The sequence below is a fragment of the Streptomyces sp. NPDC058650 genome, from assembly GCF_042717315.1.
Lineage (GTDB): Bacteria > Actinomycetota > Actinomycetes > Streptomycetales > Streptomycetaceae > Streptomyces.
On the sequence record NZ_JBHXRL010000001.1, the window covers coordinates 1 to 22,257 of the forward strand.

Here is a 22,257-nt window from a genome sequence, read left to right on the forward strand (position 1 = left end):
AACTAATCTGGCGTTGATTTTTGGCACGCTGTTGAGTTCTCAAGGAACGGACGCTTCCTTTGTACTCACCCTCTCGGGCTTTCCTCCGGGCTTCCTTCGTTCTTGTGTCTCCGACTCTATCAGATCCTTTCGGCGTCTGATTCCCAGTCAGCGGGATTCGTCTTTCCGGCTGTTGGGCCGTTCCGACGAGTGAGACTTTAGCGAATTCCTGCCTCCGACGCTAATCGGGCGGCTTGCGCTCAGACCTTCGAACGCGGATTCCTCATTTCGCAAAAACACACGGAAAGTCAGACGGCGCGGCAAAGCGTCGTCAGCTTCTGTGGGTCTTGCGGAATGGCTGTCCGGGGCCGACCGGGGTCGGTGCTCACGTCGGACAACTCGGAGAACACTACGGACCGGGTAATCCCGTGTCAACCCCGGGCCTCGGGCGTAGCCTCTCCGTATGAGTACGCATGCGCACACCACCCAGTGGTGGGCCGCCTGACCGGCGGCCCGCACTCGCGCATGTACCAAGCGGCCGCCGTCTCGGCGGCCGTTCGCGTATCCCCCTCCGGGAGCCGGGCCGTCGGGCCGGCGGCCCGTAGCCGAGGGAGAAGGAACGCGATGACGAGGATCTTCAGCGGGATCAAGCCCACCGGGCACCTGACGCTGGGCAACTACCTCGGGGCCGTACGGCGGTGGGTCGAGGTCGATCAGCATCGGGCGGAGGCGCTGTTCAGCGTCGTGGACCTGCACGCGCTGACCGTGGAACACGATCCGGGGCGGGTGCGGCGGCTCAGCCGGCAGGCGGCGACGCTGCTGCTGGCCGCCGGGCTGGACCCGGAGCTGTGCACGCTGTTCGTGCAGAGCCATGTGGACGAGCACGCCAGGCTCTCGTATCTGCTGGAGTGCACGGCCACGGACGGCGAGCTGCGACGGATGATCCAGTACAGGGAGAAGAGCGGGACGGCGCGGGCCGCCGGGGAGGGTGTGCGGCTGTCGTTGCTGACGTATCCGGTGCTGATGGCGGCGGACATCCTGGCGTACGGGGCCGACGAGGTGCCGGTGGGTGAGGACCAGACGCAGCACGTGGAGCTGACACGGGACCTGGCGGTGCGGTTCAACCAGCGGTACGGGCACACCTTCAGCGTGCCGAGGGCGACGCGGCCCAGGGTGGCCGCGCGGGTCATGGACCTTCAGGACCCCACGTCGAAGATGGGGAAGTCGCACGCGAACGGGGCCGGGATCGTCTATCTGCTGGACGACGCGGAGACCGTGCGGCGGAAGATCATGCGGGCCGTGACCGACAGCGGGCGGGACGTGGAGTACGACCGGGACGTCAAACCGGGGATCGCGAATCTGCTCGATCTGCTGGCGGCCGCGACGGATGGGAACCCGGAGGAGCTGGCCGGTGTATATGAATCGTACGGAGCGTTGAAGAAGGACACGGCGGACGCCGTCGTCGAGCTGCTGAGGCCGCTGCGGGAGCGGCATGCCGAGCTCGCGGCGGATCAGGGCCATGTGGATCAGGTGCTACGGGACGGGGCCGAGCGGGCCCGGGGCATGGCGCGGCCGTTGGTGGACCGGGCCTATGGGGCGATCGGGTTGCTGCCCGCGGGGTGACGGGAGGCGTTGCGGTGGTTCCGCCGGGGGTCGGTGGCCCCCGGCGGGCGGGGGTCAGCTGTTGCCGGAGGCGAGTTCGCGGCTGCGGTCGCGGGCGGCTTCGAGGGCGGCGATGAGGGCGGCCCGTACGCCGTGGTTCTCCAGCTCGCGGATGGCGCTGATGGTGGTGCCGGCCGGGGAGGTGACGGCCTCGCGGAGCTTGACGGGGTGCTCGCCGCTGTCGCGGAGCATCACGGCGGCGCCGATCGCGGCCTGGACGATGAGGTCGTGGGCCTGGGCGCGGGGGAGGCCGAGGAGGATGCCGGCGTCGGTCATGGCCTCGACGAGGAAGTAGAAGTAGGCCGGGCCGGAGCCGGAGAGGGCGGTGGCCGCGTCCTGCTGGGACTCGGGGACGCGGAGGGTCTTGCCGACGCCGCCGAAGATCTCCTCGGTGTGGACGAGGTGCGCGGGGGTGGCGTGGCTGCCGCCGGAGATGACGGACATGCCTTCGTCGACGAGGACGGGGGTGTTGGGCATGACGCGGACGACGGGGGTGCCGGCGGTGAGGCGCTCCTCGATGAAGGAGGTGGGGATGCCGGCGGCGGCGCTGATGACGAGGCGGTCGGCGGCGACGTGGGGGGCGAGCTCTTCGAGGAGGCGGCCCATGTCCTGGGGCTTGACGGCCAGGATGAGGGTGTCGGCGCGCTTGGCGGCCTCGGCGTTGGTGACGGCCTCGACGCCGTAGCGGGCGTGGAGCTCGTCGGCGCGTTCGGTGCGGCGGGCGGTGACGAGGAGGTTCGCGGGGCGCCAGCCGGCGCGGATCATGCCGCTGAGGAGCGCTTCACCGATCTTGCCGGTGCCGAGGACTGCGACGGTCTGGGTCATGGCTCTGTTCACCTCGCCGGAGGGGGGTACGTGTCGTCATCCTCGCACCGGCGGGCCGGGTGGTGTGCGGGTGTCCGAGGGGCGGTCATGCCGTACGGCGGCGGAGGGTGGCCGCGCCGAGGGCGAGGACGAGGACGGCGCAGCCGGCGACGACGAGGGCGTCGCGGACGAAGTCGCCGGTGATCTCGGGGTGGCGGAGGACCTGGTTCATGCCGTCGACGGCGTACGACATGGGCAGGACGTCGGAGATCGCTTCGAGGGCGGGGGCCATCCGGTCGCGCGGGGTGAAGAGTCCGCAGAGCAGGAGCTGGGGGAAGATCACGGCCGGCATGAACTGGACGGCCTGGAACTCCGAGGCGGCGAAGGCGGAGACGAAGAGGCCGAGGGCGGTGCCGAGGAGGGCGTCGAGGAGGGCTACCAGGAGGAGGAGCCAGGGGGAGCCGACGACGTCGAGGCCGAGGAACCAGACGGCGAGGCCGGTGGCCAGGGTGGACTGGACGACGGCGAGGAGGCCGAAGGCGAGGGCGTAGCCGGCGATGAGGTCGGCCTTGCCGAGGGGCATGGCGAGGAGGCGTTCCAGGGTGCCGGAGGTGCGTTCCCTGAGGGTGGCGATGGAGGTCACCAGGAACATCGTGATGAGCGGGAAGATGCCGAGGAGCGAGGCGCCGATGTTGTCGAAGGTGCCCGGGCTTCCGTCGAACACGTACCGGAGCAGGAAGAGCATCACGCAGGGGACGAGGAGCAGCAGGGCGATCGAGCGGGGGTCGTGCCGGAGCTGACGCAGGACGCGGGCGGCGGTGGCGAGGGTGCGGGCGCTGTTCATGAGCGGGGCTCCTCGTGGGCGGGTGCGGTTCCGGGGTGGCCGGCTCGGGCGGCTGCCGCGTCGACGAGGTGGAGGAAGGCCTCTTCGACGGTGGTCGTGTCGTTGCGGCGGCGGAGGGCTTCGGGGGTGTCCTCGGCGAGGATCTCGCCCTCGCGCATGAGGAGGAGGCGGTGGCAGCGCTCGGCTTCGTCCATGACGTGGGAGGAGACGAGGAGTGTCGTCCCCCGGTCGGCGGCGATCTGGTGGAAGAGGTTCCAGAGGTCGCGGCGGAGGACGGGGTCGAGGCCGACGGTGGGCTCGTCGAGGACGAGGAGTTCGGGGGTGCCGAGGAGGGCGACGGCGAGGGAGACGCGGCTGCGCTGGCCGCCGGAGAGCCGGCCGGCGAGGGCGTCGGCGTGCGAGGTGAGGTCGACGTCGGTGAGGGCCCGGTCGACGGCGGTGCGGCGGTCGTGGCGGCGGGCGCGGCCGGGGAAGAGGACGGCGGCGAAGTAGTCGAGGTTCTGGCGGACGGTGAGGTCGTCGTAGACCGAGGGGTCCTGGGTGACGTAGCCGATGCGGGAGCGGAGGGCGGGGTCGCCGGCGGGGCGGCCGAGGACCTGGAGGGTGCCGCCGACCTTGGCCTGGGTGCCGACGATCGCGCGCATGAGGGTGGTCTTGCCGCAGCCGGAGGGGCCGAGGAGGCCGGTGATGCGGCCGGACGGGACGGTGAAGTCGAGGTCGCGGAGGACGGTGCGCTCGCCGCGGACGGTGGTGAGGGCGTGGGCGGTGATGGCCGCCGCGGTGTCGGTCGTGTTGTCGGCTGTGTGGGCCTGTTCCGTCGAGCCCGTCACACCCGTCGGGTAATTCATCATGCGATGAATAGTGCTCCTGGGGGTGCCGGCCGTCAACCATCCGGGGAGGACGGAGCGGGGTGGGTCAGCGGGGTGGGTTACTTGCGCTTGGGCTTCTTGCGGGCGGCCGGGTTGCCCGTGCGGGCGCCGCGGCGCTTCTCGTACTGGGCGCGGGACGTCTCGTACTCCGCGCGGCGCAGCTTCTCGCCGGGGGCCTCGGTGAAGCAGCGGACGAAGTAGGCGAGGAGCGAGCCGATGAAGCCGATCGCCTTCAGGCTGCGCAGCGACTCCTCGCGGCCGGGGTCGGCGGGCCGTCGGCCGAACCCCTCCCAGGTCTTGCGGAAGGCGATGGCGCTGCAGACGGCGAACATGACGACGACCAGCATGTTCACGAGGCCGCCGATGTCCGCGATCTCCAGGCCCTGGTACGCGAAGCGCAGCACGAAGCAGGCCGCGACGGCGGCGGCCAGCGAGCCGGCGGCCAGGCCGACGCGGCGCAGCGCGTAGTTGCCGGTGTGGTCGACCCAGGTCGTACCGAAGAAACGGATCTCCTCGGGCTGCGGGCCGCCTGCCGTCGTGCCGGGGTTCTGCTCCGTGCCGGGGGTCTGCTCGTCGTCGCTCACGAGGTCGATTATCCCCGGAGCGGCGGAGGGGGGGCCTCAGGCGCAGCGCGGTGCGACGTAGCCGTCGCTGCCCGTCTTCACGTACGCGTCGGAGACGTACTCGCCCGGGGCTATGTTGTCCCAGAGGTTGGTGGTGCCGTACGGGCCGCTGACCCACTCACCGGGCTTCTGGCAGTGGATCGGCACCGTGGAGCCGGCGGCCAGCGACCGGACGATCGAGTACTGGGTGCTCGGGCCCGAGCGGACGTTGACCCGGTGGCCCGGGGCGATCGCGTAGCGCTTCACCGCGCTCGTCGCCGTCGTCGAAACGTCCGCCGTCACGCCCGCCGTGGACTGCTTGCCGTCTGTTCCCATGGTGACCTCCCCCTGTGGCGCAAAAGCGCTACGCCGAGTTTCACTCTCTGCGACGCGCAGGCTAGCAAGCTCCTCCGACATCGCGGGTGCCATGGACTAGGCTCCGTCGGGTCGCGCACGCGCGTGATGTGACGGGGATTCACACGGGGGTGGGAGATGCCACCGTTGCGCAGCACCGGCGCCGACCGGGATGCGGAGGGGCCCGAGTACGCGGGCGACTACCGGCTCCAGGCGTGTCTGGGGTCCGGCGGCATGGGGATCGTCCACCTCGCCGCCTCGGCCTCCGGCCTGCGGCTCGCGGTCAAGGTCGTACACGCTCGGTATGCGGAGGACCCGGAGTTCCGGGCCCGTTTCCGCCAGGAGGTCGCGGCCGCCCGGCGGGTGAGCGGGGCCTTCACGGCGCCCGTCGTCGACGCCGACCCCGATGCCGTACGCCCCTGGATGGCCACGCTCTACGTGCCCGGGCCGACCCTCGCCGACCAGGTGAGGCGGAACGGCCCCCTGTCCCCCGCCGAACTGCGCCGGCTCACCGCCGGGCTCGCGGAGGCGCTGCGCGACATCCACCGCGCCGGGGTCGTCCACCGGGACCTCAAGCCCAGCAACGTCCTGCTCACCGACACCGGCCCCAAGGTCATCGACTTCGGCATCTCCCGGCCCGTCGACAGCGACCTGCACACCGAGACGGGCAAGCTCATCGGCTCGCCGCCCTTCATGGCCCCGGAGCAGTTCCAGCGACCGCGCGAGGTCGGGCCCGCGGCGGACGTCTTCGCACTGGGCTCGGTCCTCGTGCACGCGGCGACCGGACACGGCCCGTTCGACTCCGACAGCCCGTACATCGTGGCCTACCAGGTCGTGCACGACGAGCCGGATCTGACGGACGTGCCGGAGGAGCTGGCGCCGCTCGTGGCGCGCTGCCTCGCCAAGGAGCCCGCCGAGCGGCCGACCCCCGCCGAGATCATGTCGGCGCTGCTGCCGCCCTCGTACAAGGCGGAGGCGTTCATACCGGCCCAGCGGCGGCGGCCCACCCTGCCCGAGGGCGAGCCCGGCGCCTCCCCCGCCTGGGACGCGGACACGCGCGTCCGGGAGACCACCGTGCCTCCCCCGCGCCGCCGGCGCCCGCGGATCCGGCCGCGGCTGACCGCCGCCCTCGTCGCCGTGCTCGCGCTGACCGGCGCCGGGCTCTACGGGGCGCTGAGCACGCCCGCGGACGGCGGGCCCGAGACCCCCGCCCGGCCGGACGAGGTGGCCACGGCGTTCGCGGGCTGGCGTACGCCGCTCCAGGAGCGGGGCCCCACGGCGGCCCCGGCCTGCGCCCACGGCGGCGGCGCGCTGTACTGCGTGGCCCGGGGCGTCGGCATCGCCCGGCTCGACCCCGTCACCGGACGGGTCCTCTGGTCGCGGACCACCCCCATCGACTCGGAGACCCCGACCGCTCCCGTCCTCCTGGCCGACGGCCTGGTCGGCGCCGCCGCGCCCACGGACCCGCTGCGGGCGTACGCGACCGGGGGCGGCGCCCCGGGGTGGAGCGCCAGCGAGACCGAGGGTGCCCCCGAGCTGTACCGGGCGGCCGGCAGCGCTGTCGTCCTGTCCGACGGGCGGGGCGGGCTCCGGGCCCTCGACAGCCGCAGCGGGAAGGAGCTCTGGCGGCACGGTCTGACCGGTTTCGCGGTCCCGCGGCTCGGCGCGTACGACGCTCCTTCCGGGCTGCTGTCCGTCACCGAGACCTCGGCCGACGCGACGAGCACACGGGTCGGTACGGTCCGGCCCCGGACCGGCGAGGTGGTCTGGCAGCGGAGCCTGGACGGCGATCTCGCCGCACTCGGCCGCACCGGCGACGGAGCCCTCGTCCTCGCCGACCACTACCAGGACCCGCTGATCGACGGCCTGGTCCTGGTGGGCCCCGACGGCTCGGCGGACTCGGTGCGGCGACTGGCCCTGCCCCACCGGATCGACGTCCGGGGCGTCGCCGTGCGCGGCGCGGTCGTCCACATCCTCGACGCGAACGGCCACCTCACCGCCTTCGACACCGCCGCGGAGAAGGGGCGGGTGCTGTGGGAGCTGGAGACGGGCGCCGGGAACGTCTCCGTGCCGGTCCTCGGCGGCGACGACCGCCTCTACTTCTCCGTCCAGGACGGACGGCTGCTCGCCGTCAACACCCAGCGCGGGGCGCTGATCGGCCAGACCCGGCCGCGGCTGCGGAACGGGCGGCTCGGCTACGCGCCCATGGTTCCCGAGCCGCTGGTCGCCGGGGACCGGGTGTTCGGGACGGCGCCCGACGGCTCCGTCTTCGCGGTCGACGCGCGCGAGCCCGAGTCCTGGTGAGGCGGTAGTTCGGACGCGAAAGCGGGGAGTGGGTCGTCACCCGCTCCCCGCCGTCGTACGTCCGTCTCCCGGGCTCAGCCCAGCTTCGACACGTCCCGGACCGCGCCCTTGTCCGCGCTCGTCGCCATCGCCGCGTACGCCTTCAGGGCCGCCGACACCTTGCGCTCGCGGTTCTTCGGCGCGTACACGCCGTTCAGCGCCTCGCGGCGGGCCGCCAGGGTGGCCTCGTCGACGAGGAGCTCGATCGAGCGGCTCGGGATGTCGATACGGATCCGGTCGCCGTCCTCGACGAGGGCGATCGTGCCGCCCGAGGCCGCCTCCGGGGAGGCGTGGCCGATGGACAGGCCCGACGTGCCGCCGGAGAAACGGCCGTCCGTCACCAGCGCGCAGGTCTTGCCCAGGCCCCGGCCCTTGAGGAAGGACGTCGGGTAGAGCATCTCCTGCATGCCGGGGCCGCCGCGCGGGCCCTCGTAGCGGATGACGACGACGTCGCCGTCGGTGACCTGCTTGTTGAGGATCTTCTCGACGGCCTCGTCCTGGGACTCGCAGACGACGGCCGGGCCCTCGAAGGTCCAGATCGACTCGTCGACGCCGGCCGTCTTCACCACGCAGCCGTCCACGGCCAGGTTGCCGCGCAGGACCGCGAGGCCGCCGTCCTTCGAGTACGCGTGGGCCGCGTCGCGGATGCAGCCGCCGGCCGCGTCCACGTCCAGCGCCTCCCAGCGCTCGGACTGCGAGAAGGCGGTCGCCGAGCGGACGCAGCCGGGGGCCGCGTGGAACAGCTCGACGGCCTCGTCCGTCGGGGAGCCGCCGCGCACGTCCCAGGCGTCCAGCCACTCCTTGATGGAGCGGGAGTGGACGGAGTGGACGTCCTCGTTGAGCAGACCGGCGCGGTACAGCTCGCCGAGGATGGCCGGGATGCCGCCCGCCCGGTGCACGTCCTCCATGTAGTACGTGCGGTCCTTGGCGACGTTCGGGGCGACCTTGGCCAGGCAGGGCACCCGGCGCGAGACCTCGTCCATGTCGCTGAGGCCGTAGTCGAGCTCGGCCTCCTGGGCGGCGGCGAGCAGGTGCAGGATCGTGTTGGTCGAGCCGCCCATGGCGATGTCGAGGGCCATGGCGTTCTCGAAGGCGGCGCGGGTCGCGACCGCGCGCGGCAGGACGGAGGCGTCGTCCTCGTCGTAGTACCGGCGGGTGATGTCGACGACCGTGCGGGCCGCGTTCTCGTACAGCGCCTTGCGGCCGGTGTGGGTCGCGAGGAGCGAGCCGTTGCCGGGGAGGGAGAGGCCGATCGCCTCGGTCAGGCAGTTCATCGAGTTGGCGGTGAACATGCCGGAACAGGACCCGCAGGTCGGACAGGCGTTCTCCTCGATCCGGAGCATGTCCTCGTCCGAGATGTTCGGGTTCACGGCGTCGGACATCGCGTCGACCAGGTCGAGCGTGCGGACCGTGCCGTCGACGAGGACCGCGCGGCCGGACTCCATCGGGCCGCCGGAGACGAAGACCGTCGGGATGTTGAGGCGCAGAGCGGCCATCAGCATGCCGGGGGTGATCTTGTCGCAGTTGGAGATGCAGATCAGGGCGTCGGCGCAGTGCGCCTCGACCATGTACTCCACGCTGTCCGCGATCAGGTCGCGGGACGGCAGGCTGTAGAGCATGCCGCCGTGGCCCATCGCGATGCCGTCGTCGACGGCGATCGTGTTGAACTCGCGGGCGATGCCACCGGCGGCCGTGATGGCCTCGGAGACGATCCGGCCGACCGGCTGGAGGTGGGTGTGGCCGGGGACGAACTCCGTGAAGGAGTTGGCGACGGCGATGATCGGCTTACGGCCGATGTCCGCGCCCGGTACACCGGAGGCGCGCATAAGGGCGCGTGCGCCCGCCATGTTGCGTCCGTGGGTGACTGTGCGGGACCTCAGCTCGGGCATCGTCGCTCGCTCCTCGTGATGGGTGTGCTTGCCTTCGAGCGTACGCCGACGCTCCAAGATCTGGACAGCCTGTCCGTATGACGGACGGGGTGTTCAGCTTTCGGTCAGGTTCCGGGGACCTTCTCAGCTCTCGGTCAGGTACCGCTGGAGCGTCGGGGCCACCTGGGCCACGATCTCCTCCGGGTCGGCCGAGGCCAGCGGCTCGACCTGGATCACGTACCGCAGGATCACGATCCCGATCATGTGGGACGCCGCCAGCTCCGCCCGGAAGCTCGGCTCCGGTACGTCGAGTTCGGCCGCGATCCGCTCCAGGAGCCGGCGGAGCACGAAGGTCCGCAGCACCTTGGCCGCGGCCTCGTGGGTCAGCGCGGAGCGGACGATCGCGAGGAGCGGGGCGCGGCTGACCGGGTTCTCCCAGACGCCGATGAAGAAGCGCGCGAGCCGTTCGCCGATGGCCTCGCGCGGGCCGCCGAGGATCGCCGGGACGACGAGCGCCGGCTCGAACGAGACCTCGATCGCGGCGGCGAAGACCTCGTCCTTCGTCCCGAAGTAATGGTGCACGAGTGCCGGGTCCACGCCGGCGGCCTTGGCGATGCCGCGGACGGAGGCCTTGTCGTACCCGCGCTCCGCGAACTGCGTGCGGGCCGCCTCCAGGATGCGTTCGCGCGCGCCCGGTCCGCTGTCCTCATCGGTACGGGACGGGCGGCCGCGCCGGCGCGGGGCCGGGTCGGTCACGGGCGCGGGACCCGGGTGGGGCGGCCGGCGGCGGACGCGAGGTGGAGGCGGGTGAAGGCCAGGGCCTCGGCGAGGTCAGCCTCTCGTTCGGCGGCTGACATCGCGCGGCGGGTGTTGACCTCGATGACGACGTGGCCGTCGAAGCCGGTGAGCGCGAGCCGCTCCAGGAGTTCGGCGCAGGGCTGTGTGCCCCGGCCCGGGACCAGGTGCTCGTCCTTGGCGGAGCCCTTGCCGTCGGCGAGGTGGACGTGGCCGAGGCGGTCGCCCATGCGGTCGATCATCGCGAGGGCGTCGGTGCGGGCGGTCGCGGTGTGCGAGAGGTCGACGGTGAAGTGCCGGTAGTCGTCCTTCGTGACGTCCCACTCGGGGGCGTACGCGAGCATCTCGCGGTCCTTGTACCGCCACGGGTACATGTTCTCGACGGCGAACCGGACGTCGGTCTCGTCCGCCATCCGCCAGATGCCGGTGACGAAGTCCTTCGCGTACTGGCGCTGCCAGCGGAACGGCGGGTGGACGACGACCGCCGACGCGCCGAGCTTCTCGGCCGCCGCCCGGGCGCGCTGGAGCTTGACCCACGGGTCGGTGGACCAGACGCGCTGGGTGATGAGGAGGCAGGGGGCGTGGACGGCCAGGATCGGGACCTGGTGGTAGTCGGAGAGGCGGCGCAGCGCCTCGATGTCCTGGCTGACGGGGTCGGTCCACACCATGACCTCGACGCCGTCGTACCCGAGGCGCGCGGCGATCTCGAAGGCCGTCGCCGTCGACTCCGGATAGACCGAGGCCGTCGACAGGGCGACCTTCGCATCCGGGACGCGCACCACTGGTTCTGCCACCCCGACAGGGTACGGGGCGGGCCGGGGGCCCGGGAGGTGGTTCCGGTCACGCCGGATGCGCCACCCACGCATCCGGCGGGACGGTCCCGCGTCGGTCACTCCTCCGGCAGGTGGTCCAGGCGGCGCAGGATCACGCCCTCGCGCAGCGCCCACGGGCAGATCTCCAGCTCCTCCACCCCGAGCAGGTCCATCGCGCCCTCGGCGACGAGCGCGCCCGCGAGGAGCTGGCCGGCGCGGCCCTCGGAGACGCCCGGCAGGGCCGCGCGCTCGGGGACGGTCATCGAGGCGAGGCGCGGGACCCACTCCGCCAGGGACTTGCGCGTCAGGACGCGCTGGACGTACAGGCCGTCCCCCGAACCGGGCGCGCCGGCGATCCGGGCGAGCTGCTTGAAGGTCTTGGAGGTGGCCACGACGTGGTCGGGGCGGCCGAAGCGGCGGAACTCGCCGACCGTACGGGCGATCTGGGCACGGACGTGCCTGCGCAGCGCCTTCACGGCGTCGGCGTCGGCCCGCTCACCGGGCAGCCAGCCCGAGGTGAGCCGGCCCGCGCCGAGCGGCAGGGAGACCGCCGTGTCCGGGTCCTCGTCGATGCCGTACGCGACTTCGAGGGAGCCGCCGCCGATGTCGAGGAGGAGGAGCTTGCCCGCGGACCAGCCGAACCAGCGGCGGGCGGCGAGGAAGGTGAGCCGGGCCTCCTCCTCGCCGGTGAGGACCTGGAGGTCGACCCCGGTCTCGTCCTTGACCCGGGCGAGGACGGCGTCGGCGTTGGTGGCTTCGCGCACCGCCGAGGTGGCGAAGGGCAGCACCTCCTCGCAGCCCTTGTCCTCGGCCGCCAGGAGCGCGTCCCGGACGGTCGCGATGAGCCGCTCGACGCCGTCGGGCGCGATCGCGCCCCGCTCGTCGAGGAGCTCGGCGAGCCGCAGCTCCGCCTTGTGGGAGTGGGCGGGCAGCGGGCGGGCGCCGGGGTGGGCGTCCACCACCAGCAGGTGCACCGTGTTCGAACCGACGTCGAGGACTCCGAGTCTCATGGGCGGAACGCTACTGCTCCGGCCCGCATACGCTTGGTGTTGTGCCAAAGACGAAGCAGGCGAAGCCTGGCAAGGACAGCAGCGGCGAGACGGGTGTGAAGGCCGCCAAGGCCGATAAGGCCGGTAAAGCGGAGAAGGCCGTGAAGAGCGGGGCCGTGAAGGGCGCCAAGAAGCGCGGCAAGGGCGTGGAGCCGGACGAGAAGGGGCTGGACTTCGCGCGGGCGTGGGTCGAGTTTCCCGATCCGGCCGACGCCGAACAGGTGTTCCGCTGCGACCTGACCTGGCTGACCTCGCGCTGGACCTGCATCTTCGGCAGCGGCTGCCAGGGCATCCAGGCGGGCCGGGCCGACGACGGCTGCTGCACGCTGGGCGCGCACTTCTCCGATGACGACGACGAGAAGCGGGTCGCGTCGCACGTGGCCCGGCTCACGCCGGAGCTGTGGCAGTTCCACGACGTCGGTACGGATTCGGGCTGGGTGCAGCTCGACGAGGACGGCGACCGGCAGACCCGCCGCTGGGAGGGGTCCTGCATCTTCCAGAACCGGCCCGGTTTCGCGGGCGGCGCGGGCTGCTCGCTGCACATCCTGGCCCTGAAGGAGGGCAAGGAGCCGCTGGAGACCAAGCCGGACGTGTGCTGGCAGCTGCCGGTGCGCCGGACGTACGACTGGATCGACCGGCCCGACGACACCAAGGTCCTCCAGGTGTCGATCGGCGAGTACGACCGCCGGGGCTGGGGTCCGGGCGGCCACGACCTGCACTGGTGGTGCACCTCGGCCACCTCGGCGCACGGGGCCGGGGAGCCCGTCTACGTCACGTACCGGCCGGAGCTGACGGAGATGATGGGCAAGGAGGCGTACGAGGTCCTGGTCGGCCTGTGCGAGGCCCGGCTGGCCTCGCAGCTGCCGCTGGTGGCCCCGCATCCGGCCGACCCGGTCGACCCGGCCTCGTAAGGCGTCTCAGGCCTCTCAGGCGTCTCAGGCGCCTCAGGGGCCGGACGGCGGCGGGTCGTCCGTCGTCGGCGGGGGCGTGCCCGGGTCCGTCGTGCCCGGGTCGGTCGTCGGCGGGGGCGTGCTCGGCTCCGTCGTCGGCGGCGGGGTGGTCGGCTCCGTGGTCGGTGGTGAGGTGGGCGGTGTCGTGCCCGGGTCGGTCGTCGGCGGGGGTGTGGTCGGTTCCGTCGTCGGCGGGGTCGTGGTCGGCGGGGTCGTCGGCGGCGATGTCGGCGGGATCGTCGGCGGTGTGGTCGGGTCGGTCGTCGTGGGCGGCGGGGTGACCGGGCGGGTGACCTGTGGCGGGGCGGTCTGCCCCTGACCGTCGATCCTGACGACCGCGCCCGAGGGGTTCACGCCGACGCGGGCGCTCCACGCGCCCGCGGGCTCGCGCCCGTGGTCGACGCGGACGACGATCGTGACCGTCTCGCCGGGGCGGAGCGTGCCGGAGGCCCGGCTCACGTACAGCCAAGGGGCGTCCGTCCACAGCGACCAGACGACGGGCGAGCCGCCGTCGGCGGTGAGCGTGAGCATCGTCAGGTCGCCGGAGCCGCGCGCGCCGACCGTGAGCCAGCCGGGGGCGGGCTCGCCGGGCCGGGAGGGTCCTGCGGGGCCCGTGGGGCCGCCGGGGCTGACGACCTCGACCGAGACTCCCCCTGCCTCCGGCGGGGAGACCCCCAGGAAGCGGCTGCCGCGGGTGAAGCGGGGCTCGGGGGTGGTGCGGGCGTTGCCCGCGTTCTCGTAGTGGTCGTACGGGAGGCCGTCCTCGTCCACCCGTTCGTCCGCCTCGCGCGCGCTGATCCTGGTGCCGCCCTGGACGCCCTCGTCGGCGGCGGAGGTGCCGCGGTACGAGGTCCACAGGGCGAGGACCGGCGCGGCCACGACGGCCGCGACGACGGTGGTGGTCACCGCGCGGGCCCGCATCCGGTCGCGCCGGGCCGTGTGGTCCTTGGGGTCCATGGGGAAGCCGGTCGGGGTGAAGCGCGGGGCACCGGCACGCGCGCGCGGGACGTGCAGCATCGCCATGTAGGCGGCGGCCCGGGGCGCCTCGACGAGCGGCAGCCGGTCCGGCGGGCGGGGCGCGGCGCCTGGCCAGGGGCCGGTGGCGCCGACCCGCTCGGCGGCCCGGCGGCAGCGGGGGCAGTCGTCGACGTGCCGGACGAGTTCGGCGCGCAGGGCGGCGGAGAGGAGCACCCGGTGGTCGCTGGTGAGCCGCGCGACGGTGGGGCAGCTGCCGGTCTCGACGACGGCGAGGGCGGCGCGGGTCCGCTCGACCTCGCAGGCGGCCGTGGCGAGGAGCTCGCGGGCGGCGAGCGGGTCGAGGGAGAGGACGGCGGCGATCTGGCGGTGGCTCAGGCCGTGCCGGGCGGCCAGCTCCAGGGCCTCGCGCTGGTCGGGGGTGGTGCCGGCGGCCTCGGGCCAGGCGAGCCTGGCGAGTTCGGCGCGGCGGCGCTCGGCGGTCTCCTCGGAGACCGGGGGCGGCTCGGGCGCGGTGACGGCGGGGCGGCCGGTGTGGGCGCCCTGGCGCTTGCGGCGCTGCTCGCCGAGGCTGCGCAGACAGGCCCAGCGGGCGAGTGCGTACAGCCAGGCCGCACGGCCCTCCTCGTCGGAGGGGCAGCGGCCGTGGTGGCGCTCGGCGACGGCGAGGACGTCGCCGAGGACGGCGGTGGCGGTGTCGTGCTCGCAGAGCACGGAGAGGCAGTACGTGTAGAGGCCGTCGAGGGCGGCCTCGTAGCGGGCGGGTGGCCGGCGGCCGAGCGCGCGCCCCTGCTCCGCGGCGCCGCGGAGCGCCCGGTGTGCGCCGGTGGTGCGTGTGGAGGAATCCAGCCTGCTGCTCGTCACGGGGCGACCGTAGGCAGGACGGAGGGCGCTCTTCGTACCGCTTGGGCACTTCTCATTCTTACGGGTGAAGCTATCGCTCGAAGGGGGACAGGAACCTCATGTTCCGTCACTCGATCGAGGACGCCCCTGAGGGCCTGACAGGCCCTGGCCGTCGTTGTCAGTGGGGGCCGCTACGGTGTGGCCCATGGCTGCCCGTACGAAAACCGCCAAGGACCGGCCGTCCTACCGCTGCACCGAGTGCGGCTGGCAGACGGCCAAGTGGCTCGGCCGCTGCCCCGAGTGCCAGGCCTGGGGGACGGTGGAGGAGTACGGCGCGCCCGCGGTCCGGACGACCGCGGCCGGCCGGGTCTCCACCGCCGCCGTCCCCATCGCGCAGGTCGACGGCCGGCAGGCGACCGCCCGCTCGACCGGCGTCGACGAGCTGGACCGGGTCCTCGGCGGGGGCCTGGTGCCCGGCGCCGTCGTGCTGCTCGCGGGCGAGCCCGGCGTCGGCAAGTCCACGCTGCTGCTCGACGTGGCGGCGAAGGCGGCGAGCGACGAGCACCGCACGCTGTACGTCACGGGCGAGGAGTCCGCGAGCCAGGTCCGGCTGCGCGCCGACCGGATCGGCGCGCTCAGCGACCACCTGTACCTGGCGGCCGAGACCGATCTGTCGGCCGTCCTCGGCCACCTCGACGCCGTGAAGCCCTCGCTGCTGATCATGGACTCGGTGCAGACGGTCGCCTCCCCCGAGATCGACGGCGCGCCCGGCGGCATGGCGCAGGTCCGCGAGGTCGCCGGAGCCCTCATCCGGGTCTCCAAGGAGCGGGGCATGTCCACGCTGCTCGTCGGCCACGTCACCAAGGACGGCGCCATCGCCGGGCCCCGGCTCCTGGAGCACCTGGTCGACGTCGTCCTGAGCTTCGAGGGCGACCGGCACGCGCGCCTGCGCCTGGTCCGGGGCGTGAAGAACCGCTACGGGGCGACCGACGAGGTCGGCTGCTTCGAGCTGCACGACGAGGGCATCACGGGCCTGACCGACCCGTCCGGGCTCTTCCTGACCCGGCGTGACGTGGCCGTGCCGGGCACCTGCCTGACGGTGACCCTGGAGGGCCGCCGTCCGCTCGTCGCCGAGGTCCAGTCGCTGACGGTGGACTCCCAGATCCCCTCGCCACGCCGGACCGTCTCCGGTCTGGAGACCTCCCGGGTCTCGATGATGCTGGCGGTCCTGGAGCAGCGGGGCCGGATCAGTGCGCTGGGCAAGCGGGACATCTACAGCGCGACCGTGGGCGGCGTGAAGCTCTCCGAGCCCGCCGCCGACCTGGCGATCGCGCTCGCCCTCGCCTCCGCGGCGAGCGACACCCCGCTGCCGAAGAACCTGGTGGCGATCGGTGAGGTCGGGCTCGCGGGCGAGGTCCGCCGGGTGACGGGCGTCCAGCGCCGGCTGGCCGAGGCGCACCGGCTGGGCTTCACGCACGCGCTGGTGCCGCCGGACCCGGGCAGGGTGCCGGCGGGCATGAAGGTGACAGAGGTCGCGGACATGGGGGAGGCGCTGCGCGTCCTGCCACGCAGCCGCCGCGCGCCGCGCGCGGAGAGCGCGGAGGGATAGGACCGGGGCGTCGGAGGCCTGGGCAGGGCCTTCGCAGCGTCGGGCGGGGCCGACGGAGGGGTGGCGGAGGAAGTCCCCTCGCGGGCGTGGGCCGAGGTCGTCGGAGGGGTGAGCGGGGGCGTCGGAGGGGTAGACGAGGGACCCCGAGGGGTAGGCGAGGGGGCATGACAGGGGTCCTCCGGCCCCTCGCGCCGCACCCTTGACCGGCGCGCGGCGGAGGGGGGCGGGGCGGTGTCGCTAGACTTTGCCCTGGTCTCGCCCATCCGTACGAGCCGGAGGAGTGCAGTGGCAGCGAAGGACGGGGCAACAGCTCCCGGGAAGTCCGGCGCGGGCTCCGGCAATGAAGCGCTGATGCGGGCCGCCCTCAGCGCGGTCGCCCCTGGCACCGCGCTGCGCGACGGCCTGGAGCGGATCCTCCGGGGAAACACGGGCGGTCTCCTCGTGCTCGGCCTGGACAAGACGGTCGACTCGATGTGCACCGGCGGCTTCGTGCTGGACGTCGAGTTCGCCGCGACGCGCCTGCGTGAGCTGTGCAAGCTCGACGGCGCGCTCGTCCTCGACAAGGACATCACCAAGATCCACCGCGCCGGTGTGCAGCTGGTCCCGGACGCCTCCATCCCCACCGACGAGACCGGCACCCGGCACCGCACCGCCGACCGGGTCTCCAAGCAGTGCAATTACCCGGTCGTCTCCGTCTCGCAGTCGATGCGTCTGATCGCGCTGTACGTGAACGGTGAGCGCCGGGTCCTGGAGGAGTCGGCCGCGATCCTCTCCCGCGCCAACCAGGCGCTCGCGACCCTGGAGCGGTACAAGCTCCGGCTCGACGAGGTCGCCGGCACGCTCTCCGCGCTGGAGATCGAGGACCTGGTCACGGTCCGGGACGTCACCGCCGTCGCCCAGCGCCTGGAGATGGTGCGCCGGATCGCCACCGAGATCGCCGAGTACGTGGTCGAGCTCGGCACCGACGGACGGCTCCTGTCGCTCCAGCTCGACGAGCTGATCGCGGGTGTGGAGCCGGAGCGCGAGCTGGTGGTCCGGGACTACGTGCCCGAGCCCACCGCCAAGCGTTCGCGGACGGTCGCCGAGGCGCTCACCGAGCTGGACGCGCTCACCCACACCGAACTGCTCGAGCTTCCCGTCGTGGCGAGGGCGCTGGGCTACAGCGGCTCGCCCGAGACTCTCGACTCGGCCGTCTCGCCGCGCGGCTACCGGCTCCTCGCGAAGGTGCCGCGGCTGCCGGGCGCGATCATCGAGCGGCTCGTGGAGCACTTCGGCGGGCTGCAGAAGCTCCTCGCGGCGAGTGTCGACGACCTCCAGACCGTCGACGGGGTCGGCGAGGCCCGCGCCCGCAGCGTGCGCGAGGGCCTCTCGCGGCTCGCGGAGTCCTCGATCCTGGAGCGGTACGTCTGATCCCGAGGTCGGTGCCGTGCCCGTGCACGTGCCCGTGTCCGCGTCGCGAGGCCCGGCTGCGAGGCCGGGCCCGGCTTAAGGTCCTGTCCGGCGGATCAGGGTCGGACGGGCCCTAGTCGTCGGACAGGCCCTAGTCCTTGGCCAGCGTGAACGAGGCCGGGGCGACCTTCGCGCCCGCCATCGTCGCCTCCACCAGGTAGGTCCCGGGGCCGGCCTGGCCCGCCGGGGCCGTGGCGCACTGCGGCGCGCTGCGCCCGCGATCCCACTCCACGGTGTGGGTGACCGTGGCCTGTGCGGGGAGGCTCAGCAGGAGCGGGTTGCCGGGGCGCGGGCAGTCGTCGGACGCCCAGACCGCGTCGGCCTGCTTGTCACTGATCGTCAGAATCGCGCTGCGCGGCCCGAAGTCGGCCTTGCAGGCGGTGTTCGAGGTGTTCTTGGCGACCAGGTGGAAACGGGGCTTCTCGCCCGCCTCGTAGGAGAGCTTGGCGCTGCGCAGCGTCAACTGGAGTGCTCCGGAAGGGCAGTTCGGGAGCGGGGAATTGGCCGGAACCTGCTGCCCCGCGCCGGTGCCCGCGCCGCCGTCGCCGCCCGCGCCGTCGGTGTCGCCGTTCTTCCCGGTGCCGCCGGAGCCCGAGTCCGTACCGGCGCCGGCGCCCGTACCGGAGCCCGAGCCCGCGTCCGTACCGGAGCCTGCGGAGCCACCGCCGTCGCCGTCGCCGCCCGACGTGTCGCCGGAGTCGCCCGACGTATCGCCGGAGTCGCCCGACTCGTCCCGGCCGCCGGGCTGTTGGCTGATCGCCGGGCCGGTGCCGGAGGGGCCTGGAGTGATCGAAGGGGGTGTGGGCGACGAGCCGTTGGCGGCGTCGTTCGCCTTCTTCCCCCCGCCGTCACCCGAGGCGACGGCCCATACGGCGAGCAGGGCGAGAACCGCCACCAGGCACAGCGCCACCGCCCTCCGTCGCCAATAGATGGTGGAGGGAAGCGGCCCGACCGGATTGCGCAAAGATCCCACGACCCGAACCTTACGAGAGATCCGGCCCAACTCCCGCCCCACCCGCCGCCCGAGGCATCAAGTTTTGCCGATGATCACATCCTTCCGTGCCGGGAACTTTTCCGGAACAGGCCTGAAGCGGCGGGGAATCACCGGGATCCGGCGGGCCCCCCACTTTCGTCGGGGGTCGCTCTGGACGTTGGCCCGGGGCGGCGGGCTCCGAATTCCGGTTAGCGTCGTCCACCATGGACTCCCTCCTCGACCTCTCCGATCGGCTCTACCTCGACGTCGCCGACCTCGCCCACTCCACCCCGCACTGGTTCCAGTGGCTCGCGGAGGTGTGGACCGAGGCAGGACTGCTGCTCTTCGGCGTACTGTTCCTGGCCGGCTGGTGGCGCTCCCGTGACGGATCGAGCCGGATGATGGCGCTCGCGCTGCTCGCCCCGCTCGCCACCGCCTTCGGTTACGTGGTGAGCGAGGGGCTGAAGTCGCTGATCGACGAGGAGCGGCCGTGCCGCGCGGTCCTCGGGGCGCCCACCGCACTCGTGGAGTGCCCGCCGTACGGCGACTGGTCCTTCCCGAGCAACCACTCGGCCATCGCCGGCGCCGCCGCGATCGCACTCGCCCTGTCCTGGCGCGGGATGGCCTGGCTGACCGCGCCGATGGCGCTGCTCATGGCGTTCTCCCGGGTCTTCGTCGGCGTCCACTACCCGCACGACGTGACCGCCGGCCTGCTGCTCGGTGCTCTGGTCGCCGTCCTCGTCATGCGGGCGGCGGAGCGGCCGGTGCGCTCCCTGGTGGACACGGCCAGGTCGAGCCGGAGCTCGGCCGTCGTGTGGTGCGCGGGGCGCGGACCACGGGCGCACGCCCACGGCGGGCTCCCGGCGCACGCCTCCGCGCGCGCCGACCGGCCCGAGCGCTCGCGCCACGGCGCGCACTGATCACGCCTCGGACGTGCCAGGATCGGAGTGCCATGACTTCCATCGACACTCCCCCCGGTCCCACGGCCCCCGTAGCTCCCTCGCTCCCCCCGGAGCTGCACGGGCCCGTCCTCGCCTGGTTCGACCGGCACGCCCGTGACCTGCCCTGGCGCCGCCCCGAAGCCGGAGCCTGGGGGGTGATGGTCAGCGAGTTCATGCTCCAGCAGACCCCCGTCGTCCGGGTCCTTCCGGTGTACGAGCAGTGGCTCGCGCGCTGGCCGCGCCCGGCCGACCTGGCCGCCGAGGCTCCCGGCGAGGCCGTACGCGCCTGGGGCCGGCTCGGCTATCCGCGCCGGGCCCTGCGCCTGCACGCGGCGGCCACGGCCATAACGGAACGCCACCGCGGCGACGTCCCCCGCGAGCACGGGCAGCTGCTCGCGCTGCCCGGCATCGGCGAGTACACGGCGGCCGCGGTGGCCTCCTTCGCGTACGGGCAGCGGCACGCGGTCCTGGACACCAATGTGCGCCGGGTCTTCGCGCGGGCGGCGACCGGCGTCCAGTACCCGCCGAACGCGACCACGGCCGCCGAGCGCCGGCTCGCCAGGGCGCTGCTCCCGGCGGACGAGGCGACGGCCTCCCGCTGGGCCGCGGCGTCGATGGAGCTGGGTGCGCTGGTGTGCACGGCGAGGAACGAGGACTGCGGGCGCTGCCCGATCGCCGAACACTGCGCGTGGCAGCTGGCGGGGAAGCCGGCGCACGACGGCCCGCCGCGGCGCGGCCAGACGTACGCGGGCACGGACCGGCAGGTACGGGGCCGGCTCCTCGCGGTGCTGCGGGAGGCGACGGACCCGGTCGGGCAGGAGGCCCTGGACGCGGTCTGGGAGGAGCCGGTGCAGCGGGCCCGCGCCCTGGACGGCCTGGTCGCGGACGGTCTCGTCGAACCGCTGGAGGGCGGGCTCTACCGTCTGCCGCTCTCCTGAGGCAGCCGCTCCCCTGAGGCACGCCCTCTCCAGCGGCAGCCGCCGTGAAACCCCCTCCGTACCCGCTGTTACACAACCGATGGGTAGCCGTGCGTCCACCGACGGCTGCCCCGCACAGCCCCGTGACACAGCCTCCGTAGCGTCGTCCACGACACGAGGAAATGGCTGGTCACGGGGATGGAGGCGGTTCGGATGAGGCACGGAGAGGTGCTCGACTTCGAGGAGTACGTACGCACGCGGCAGGACGCGCTGCTGCGCAGTGCCCGTCGTCTCGTCCCCGACCCGGTCGACGCCCAGGACCTTCTCCAGACCGCGCTGGCCCGGACGTACGGCCGCTGGGACGGCATCGCCGACAAGTCCCTCGCCGACGCCTACCTGCGCCGGGTCATGATCAACACCCGGACCGAGTGGTGGCGCTCCCGCAAGCTCGAAGAGGTGCCCACCGAGCAGCTGCCCGACGCGAGCGTCGACGACCCGACCGAGCAGCACGCCGACCGGGCCCTCCTCATGGACATCCTGAAGGTGCTCGCGCCGAAGCAGCGCAGCGTCGTCGTCCTCCGCCACTGGGAGCAGATGAGCACCGAGGAGACGGCGGCCGCGCTCGGGATGTCGACGGGTACGGTGAAGTCGACGCTCCACCGCGCGCTGGCCCGGCTCCGCCAGGAGCTGGAGAGCCGCGACCTCGACGCCCGCGCCCTGGGACGGACGGGAGAGCGGGCGGACGTACGAGGTGACGAAGGGGGGCGGGGGCGGTGCGCGGCCTAGACGCCGATTCCGACGACGGCAGAGAACACGACGGCGGAGAACACGACGGCAGCGGCAGGGGCCGCGGCTGGAGCAACGGCGGGAACGGCGGCGACGACCGGTACGGCATCGGGCGGCGCCGCCCTCGCCGTACCGTCAAGGCGGCGAGCGTCACGGCGGCGGCCGGGCTCGTCGCCGTCGGGCTGTCCATGGCCGCCTGCTCCACCGGCGGTACGGGCTCCCGCGACGAGGGCGCGGCCCGCGTCGACGAGACCGCGGCGGCGGCGCCCAGCCCCTCCTCCCCCGCCGCGCCCAGCGGTCCGCAGTCCGCCGAGCGGGTGGATCCGATCGCGCTGCTCAAGGCCGACCCGAAGATCGGCGAGCGGCTCAAGGAGGATCTGAAGCCGTGCGTCGCGGACGCCTACCCGGTGGACGCCTCCTACGGCAGCCTCACGGGCAGCGCCGCCCCCGATGTCGTCGTCAACGTGATGACCTGCGGCGATGCCGTCGGCATCGGCACGTACGTCTATCGGAAGCAGAGCGACCGCTACGAGAACGTGTTCATGGCGGAGGACGCGGCGGTCTACGCGACGATCGACCGCGGCGATCTCGTCGTCACCAAACAGGTGTACGCGAAGGGCGACCCGGTCGCGTATCCCTCGGGCGAGGACGTGATCACGTACCGCTGGTCGGGGAACAAGTTCACCCAGCACGACTGGGTGCACAACGACTACAGCCGCGCCGTAGGGGACGGCGAGGCCGCGGTGGAGCCGGCGCCGAGCGAACCCACCCCGAGCTGATCCTCACCACACCCGCACCACCCGCATTACCCGCACCACCCGCACCACCCGCAC

At 73.2% G+C, this 22,257-nt stretch carries 20 protein-coding genes; 9 read left to right on the top strand and 11 right to left on the bottom strand.

Features of this window, described 5'->3' with window-relative positions; translation table 11 throughout:
• Nucleotides 1–603 precede the first annotated feature (603 nt).
• Nucleotides 604–1,602 carry a tryptophan--tRNA ligase gene (gene trpS / locus ACFWWU_RS00005; protein WP_384137217.1) on the top strand — a complete coding sequence of 333 codons (999 nt, stop codon included), beginning with the start codon at nucleotides 604–606 and terminating at the stop codon, nucleotides 1,600–1,602.
• A gap of 54 nt (nucleotides 1,603–1,656) precedes the next feature.
• Here the strand turns inward: trpS and proC are convergent, their stop codons facing one another.
• The 5 genes from proC to ACFWWU_RS00030 all read right to left on the bottom strand — a co-directional run bounded on the left by proC (nucleotide 1,657) and on the right by ACFWWU_RS00030 (nucleotide 5,096).
• Complete coding sequence (gene proC / locus ACFWWU_RS00010; protein WP_329622750.1) at nucleotides 1,657–2,466, bottom strand: pyrroline-5-carboxylate reductase; 810 nt, start codon at nucleotides 2,464–2,466, stop codon at nucleotides 1,657–1,659.
• Between the two features lie 85 nt (nucleotides 2,467–2,551).
• Nucleotides 2,552–3,289, bottom strand: a complete 738-nt coding sequence (locus tag ACFWWU_RS00015; RefSeq protein ID WP_384137219.1) for an ABC transporter permease — start codon at nucleotides 3,287–3,289, stop codon at nucleotides 2,552–2,554.
• Nucleotides 3,286–4,140, bottom strand: coding sequence for an ABC transporter ATP-binding protein (locus ACFWWU_RS00020; protein ID WP_384137221.1), 855 nt, complete (start codon nucleotides 4,138–4,140; stop codon nucleotides 3,286–3,288). Before ACFWWU_RS00020 ends, ACFWWU_RS00015 begins: the two co-directional genes overlap by 4 nt.
• A gap of 77 nt (nucleotides 4,141–4,217) precedes the next feature.
• A complete protein-coding gene (locus tag ACFWWU_RS00025) occupies nucleotides 4,218–4,742 on the bottom strand; it encodes a hypothetical protein (RefSeq protein ID WP_384137223.1) in 525 nt (174 codons plus the stop codon).
• A 36-nt stretch (nucleotides 4,743–4,778) separates the two neighbouring features.
• A complete protein-coding gene (locus tag ACFWWU_RS00030) occupies nucleotides 4,779–5,096 on the bottom strand; it encodes an SH3 domain-containing protein (RefSeq protein ID WP_384137225.1) in 318 nt (105 codons plus the stop codon).
• Between the two features lie 156 nt (nucleotides 5,097–5,252).
• Here ACFWWU_RS00030 and ACFWWU_RS00035 point away from each other — a divergent pair, with 156 nt between their 5' ends.
• A complete protein-coding gene (locus tag ACFWWU_RS00035; RefSeq protein WP_384137227.1) occupies nucleotides 5,253–7,418 on the top strand; it encodes a PQQ-binding-like beta-propeller repeat protein in 2,166 nt (721 codons plus the stop codon).
• 74 nt (nucleotides 7,419–7,492) lie between these two features.
• On the opposite strand, the gene ilvD is transcribed toward ACFWWU_RS00035, so the two are convergent.
• The 4 genes from ilvD to ACFWWU_RS00055 all read right to left on the bottom strand — a co-directional run bounded on the left by ilvD (nucleotide 7,493) and on the right by ACFWWU_RS00055 (nucleotide 11,942).
• Nucleotides 7,493–9,346, bottom strand: a complete 1,854-nt coding sequence (gene ilvD, locus ACFWWU_RS00040) for a dihydroxy-acid dehydratase (RefSeq protein WP_384137229.1) — start codon at nucleotides 9,344–9,346, stop codon at nucleotides 7,493–7,495.
• A 123-nt stretch (nucleotides 9,347–9,469) separates the two neighbouring features.
• Nucleotides 9,470–10,081: a TetR family transcriptional regulator gene (locus ACFWWU_RS00045; protein ID WP_384137231.1), complete on the bottom strand. Its 612-nt coding sequence runs from the start codon at nucleotides 10,079–10,081 to the stop codon at nucleotides 9,470–9,472.
• Nucleotides 10,078–10,914 (bottom strand): sugar phosphate isomerase/epimerase family protein, encoded by an 837-nt coding sequence (locus ACFWWU_RS00050; RefSeq protein WP_384137232.1) that lies wholly within the window; start codon nucleotides 10,912–10,914, stop codon nucleotides 10,078–10,080. Before ACFWWU_RS00050 ends, ACFWWU_RS00045 begins: the two co-directional genes overlap by 4 nt.
• Before the next feature lie 95 nt (nucleotides 10,915–11,009).
• Nucleotides 11,010–11,942, bottom strand: coding sequence for a Ppx/GppA family phosphatase (locus ACFWWU_RS00055; protein WP_384137233.1), 933 nt, complete (start codon nucleotides 11,940–11,942; stop codon nucleotides 11,010–11,012).
• A 41-nt stretch (nucleotides 11,943–11,983) separates the two neighbouring features.
• On the opposite strand from ACFWWU_RS00055, the gene ACFWWU_RS00060 reads away from it, so the two are divergent.
• Nucleotides 11,984–12,892, top strand: coding sequence for a hypothetical protein (locus ACFWWU_RS00060; RefSeq protein ID WP_384137234.1), 909 nt, complete (start codon nucleotides 11,984–11,986; stop codon nucleotides 12,890–12,892).
• A gap of 33 nt (nucleotides 12,893–12,925) precedes the next feature.
• On the opposite strand, the gene ACFWWU_RS00065 is transcribed toward ACFWWU_RS00060, so the two are convergent.
• Nucleotides 12,926–14,770, bottom strand: a complete 1,845-nt coding sequence (locus tag ACFWWU_RS00065) for a hypothetical protein (protein ID WP_384137236.1) — start codon at nucleotides 14,768–14,770, stop codon at nucleotides 12,926–12,928.
• 184 nt (nucleotides 14,771–14,954) lie between these two features.
• On the opposite strand from ACFWWU_RS00065, the gene radA reads away from it, so the two are divergent.
• Nucleotides 14,955–16,358 (top strand): DNA repair protein RadA, encoded by a 1,404-nt coding sequence (gene radA, locus ACFWWU_RS00070; protein WP_384137238.1) that lies wholly within the window; start codon nucleotides 14,955–14,957, stop codon nucleotides 16,356–16,358.
• A 285-nt stretch (nucleotides 16,359–16,643) separates the two neighbouring features.
• Entirely contained in the window at nucleotides 16,644–17,768 is a 1,125-nt protein-coding gene (disA, locus tag ACFWWU_RS00075; RefSeq protein WP_384137240.1) for a DNA integrity scanning diadenylate cyclase DisA, read from the top strand.
• 130 nt (nucleotides 17,769–17,898) lie between these two features.
• On the opposite strand, the gene ACFWWU_RS00080 is transcribed toward disA, so the two are convergent.
• Entirely contained in the window at nucleotides 17,899–18,780 is an 882-nt protein-coding gene (locus tag ACFWWU_RS00080) for a hypothetical protein (RefSeq protein WP_384137241.1), read from the bottom strand.
• A 224-nt stretch (nucleotides 18,781–19,004) separates the two neighbouring features.
• Here ACFWWU_RS00080 and ACFWWU_RS00085 point away from each other — a divergent pair, with 224 nt between their 5' ends.
• The 4 genes from ACFWWU_RS00085 (at nucleotide 19,005) to ACFWWU_RS00100 (ending at nucleotide 22,203) form a co-directional block, all read left to right on the top strand.
• The gene (locus ACFWWU_RS00085; protein WP_384137242.1) at nucleotides 19,005–19,700 is read left to right on the top strand and encodes a phosphatase PAP2 family protein; all 696 of its coding nucleotides are present in this window, start codon (nucleotides 19,005–19,007) and stop codon (nucleotides 19,698–19,700) included.
• A 32-nt stretch (nucleotides 19,701–19,732) separates the two neighbouring features.
• Entirely contained in the window at nucleotides 19,733–20,659 is a 927-nt protein-coding gene (locus tag ACFWWU_RS00090; RefSeq protein WP_384137244.1) for an A/G-specific adenine glycosylase, read from the top strand.
• Between the two features lie 192 nt (nucleotides 20,660–20,851).
• The gene (locus ACFWWU_RS00095; RefSeq protein ID WP_376413499.1) at nucleotides 20,852–21,424 is read left to right on the top strand and encodes a SigE family RNA polymerase sigma factor; all 573 of its coding nucleotides are present in this window, start codon (nucleotides 20,852–20,854) and stop codon (nucleotides 21,422–21,424) included.
• Nucleotides 21,412–22,203 (top strand): hypothetical protein, encoded by a 792-nt coding sequence (locus tag ACFWWU_RS00100; RefSeq protein ID WP_384137246.1) that lies wholly within the window; start codon nucleotides 21,412–21,414, stop codon nucleotides 22,201–22,203. The genes ACFWWU_RS00095 and ACFWWU_RS00100 overlap by 13 nt, the downstream gene beginning before the upstream one ends.
• Nucleotides 22,204–22,257 lie beyond the last annotated feature (54 nt).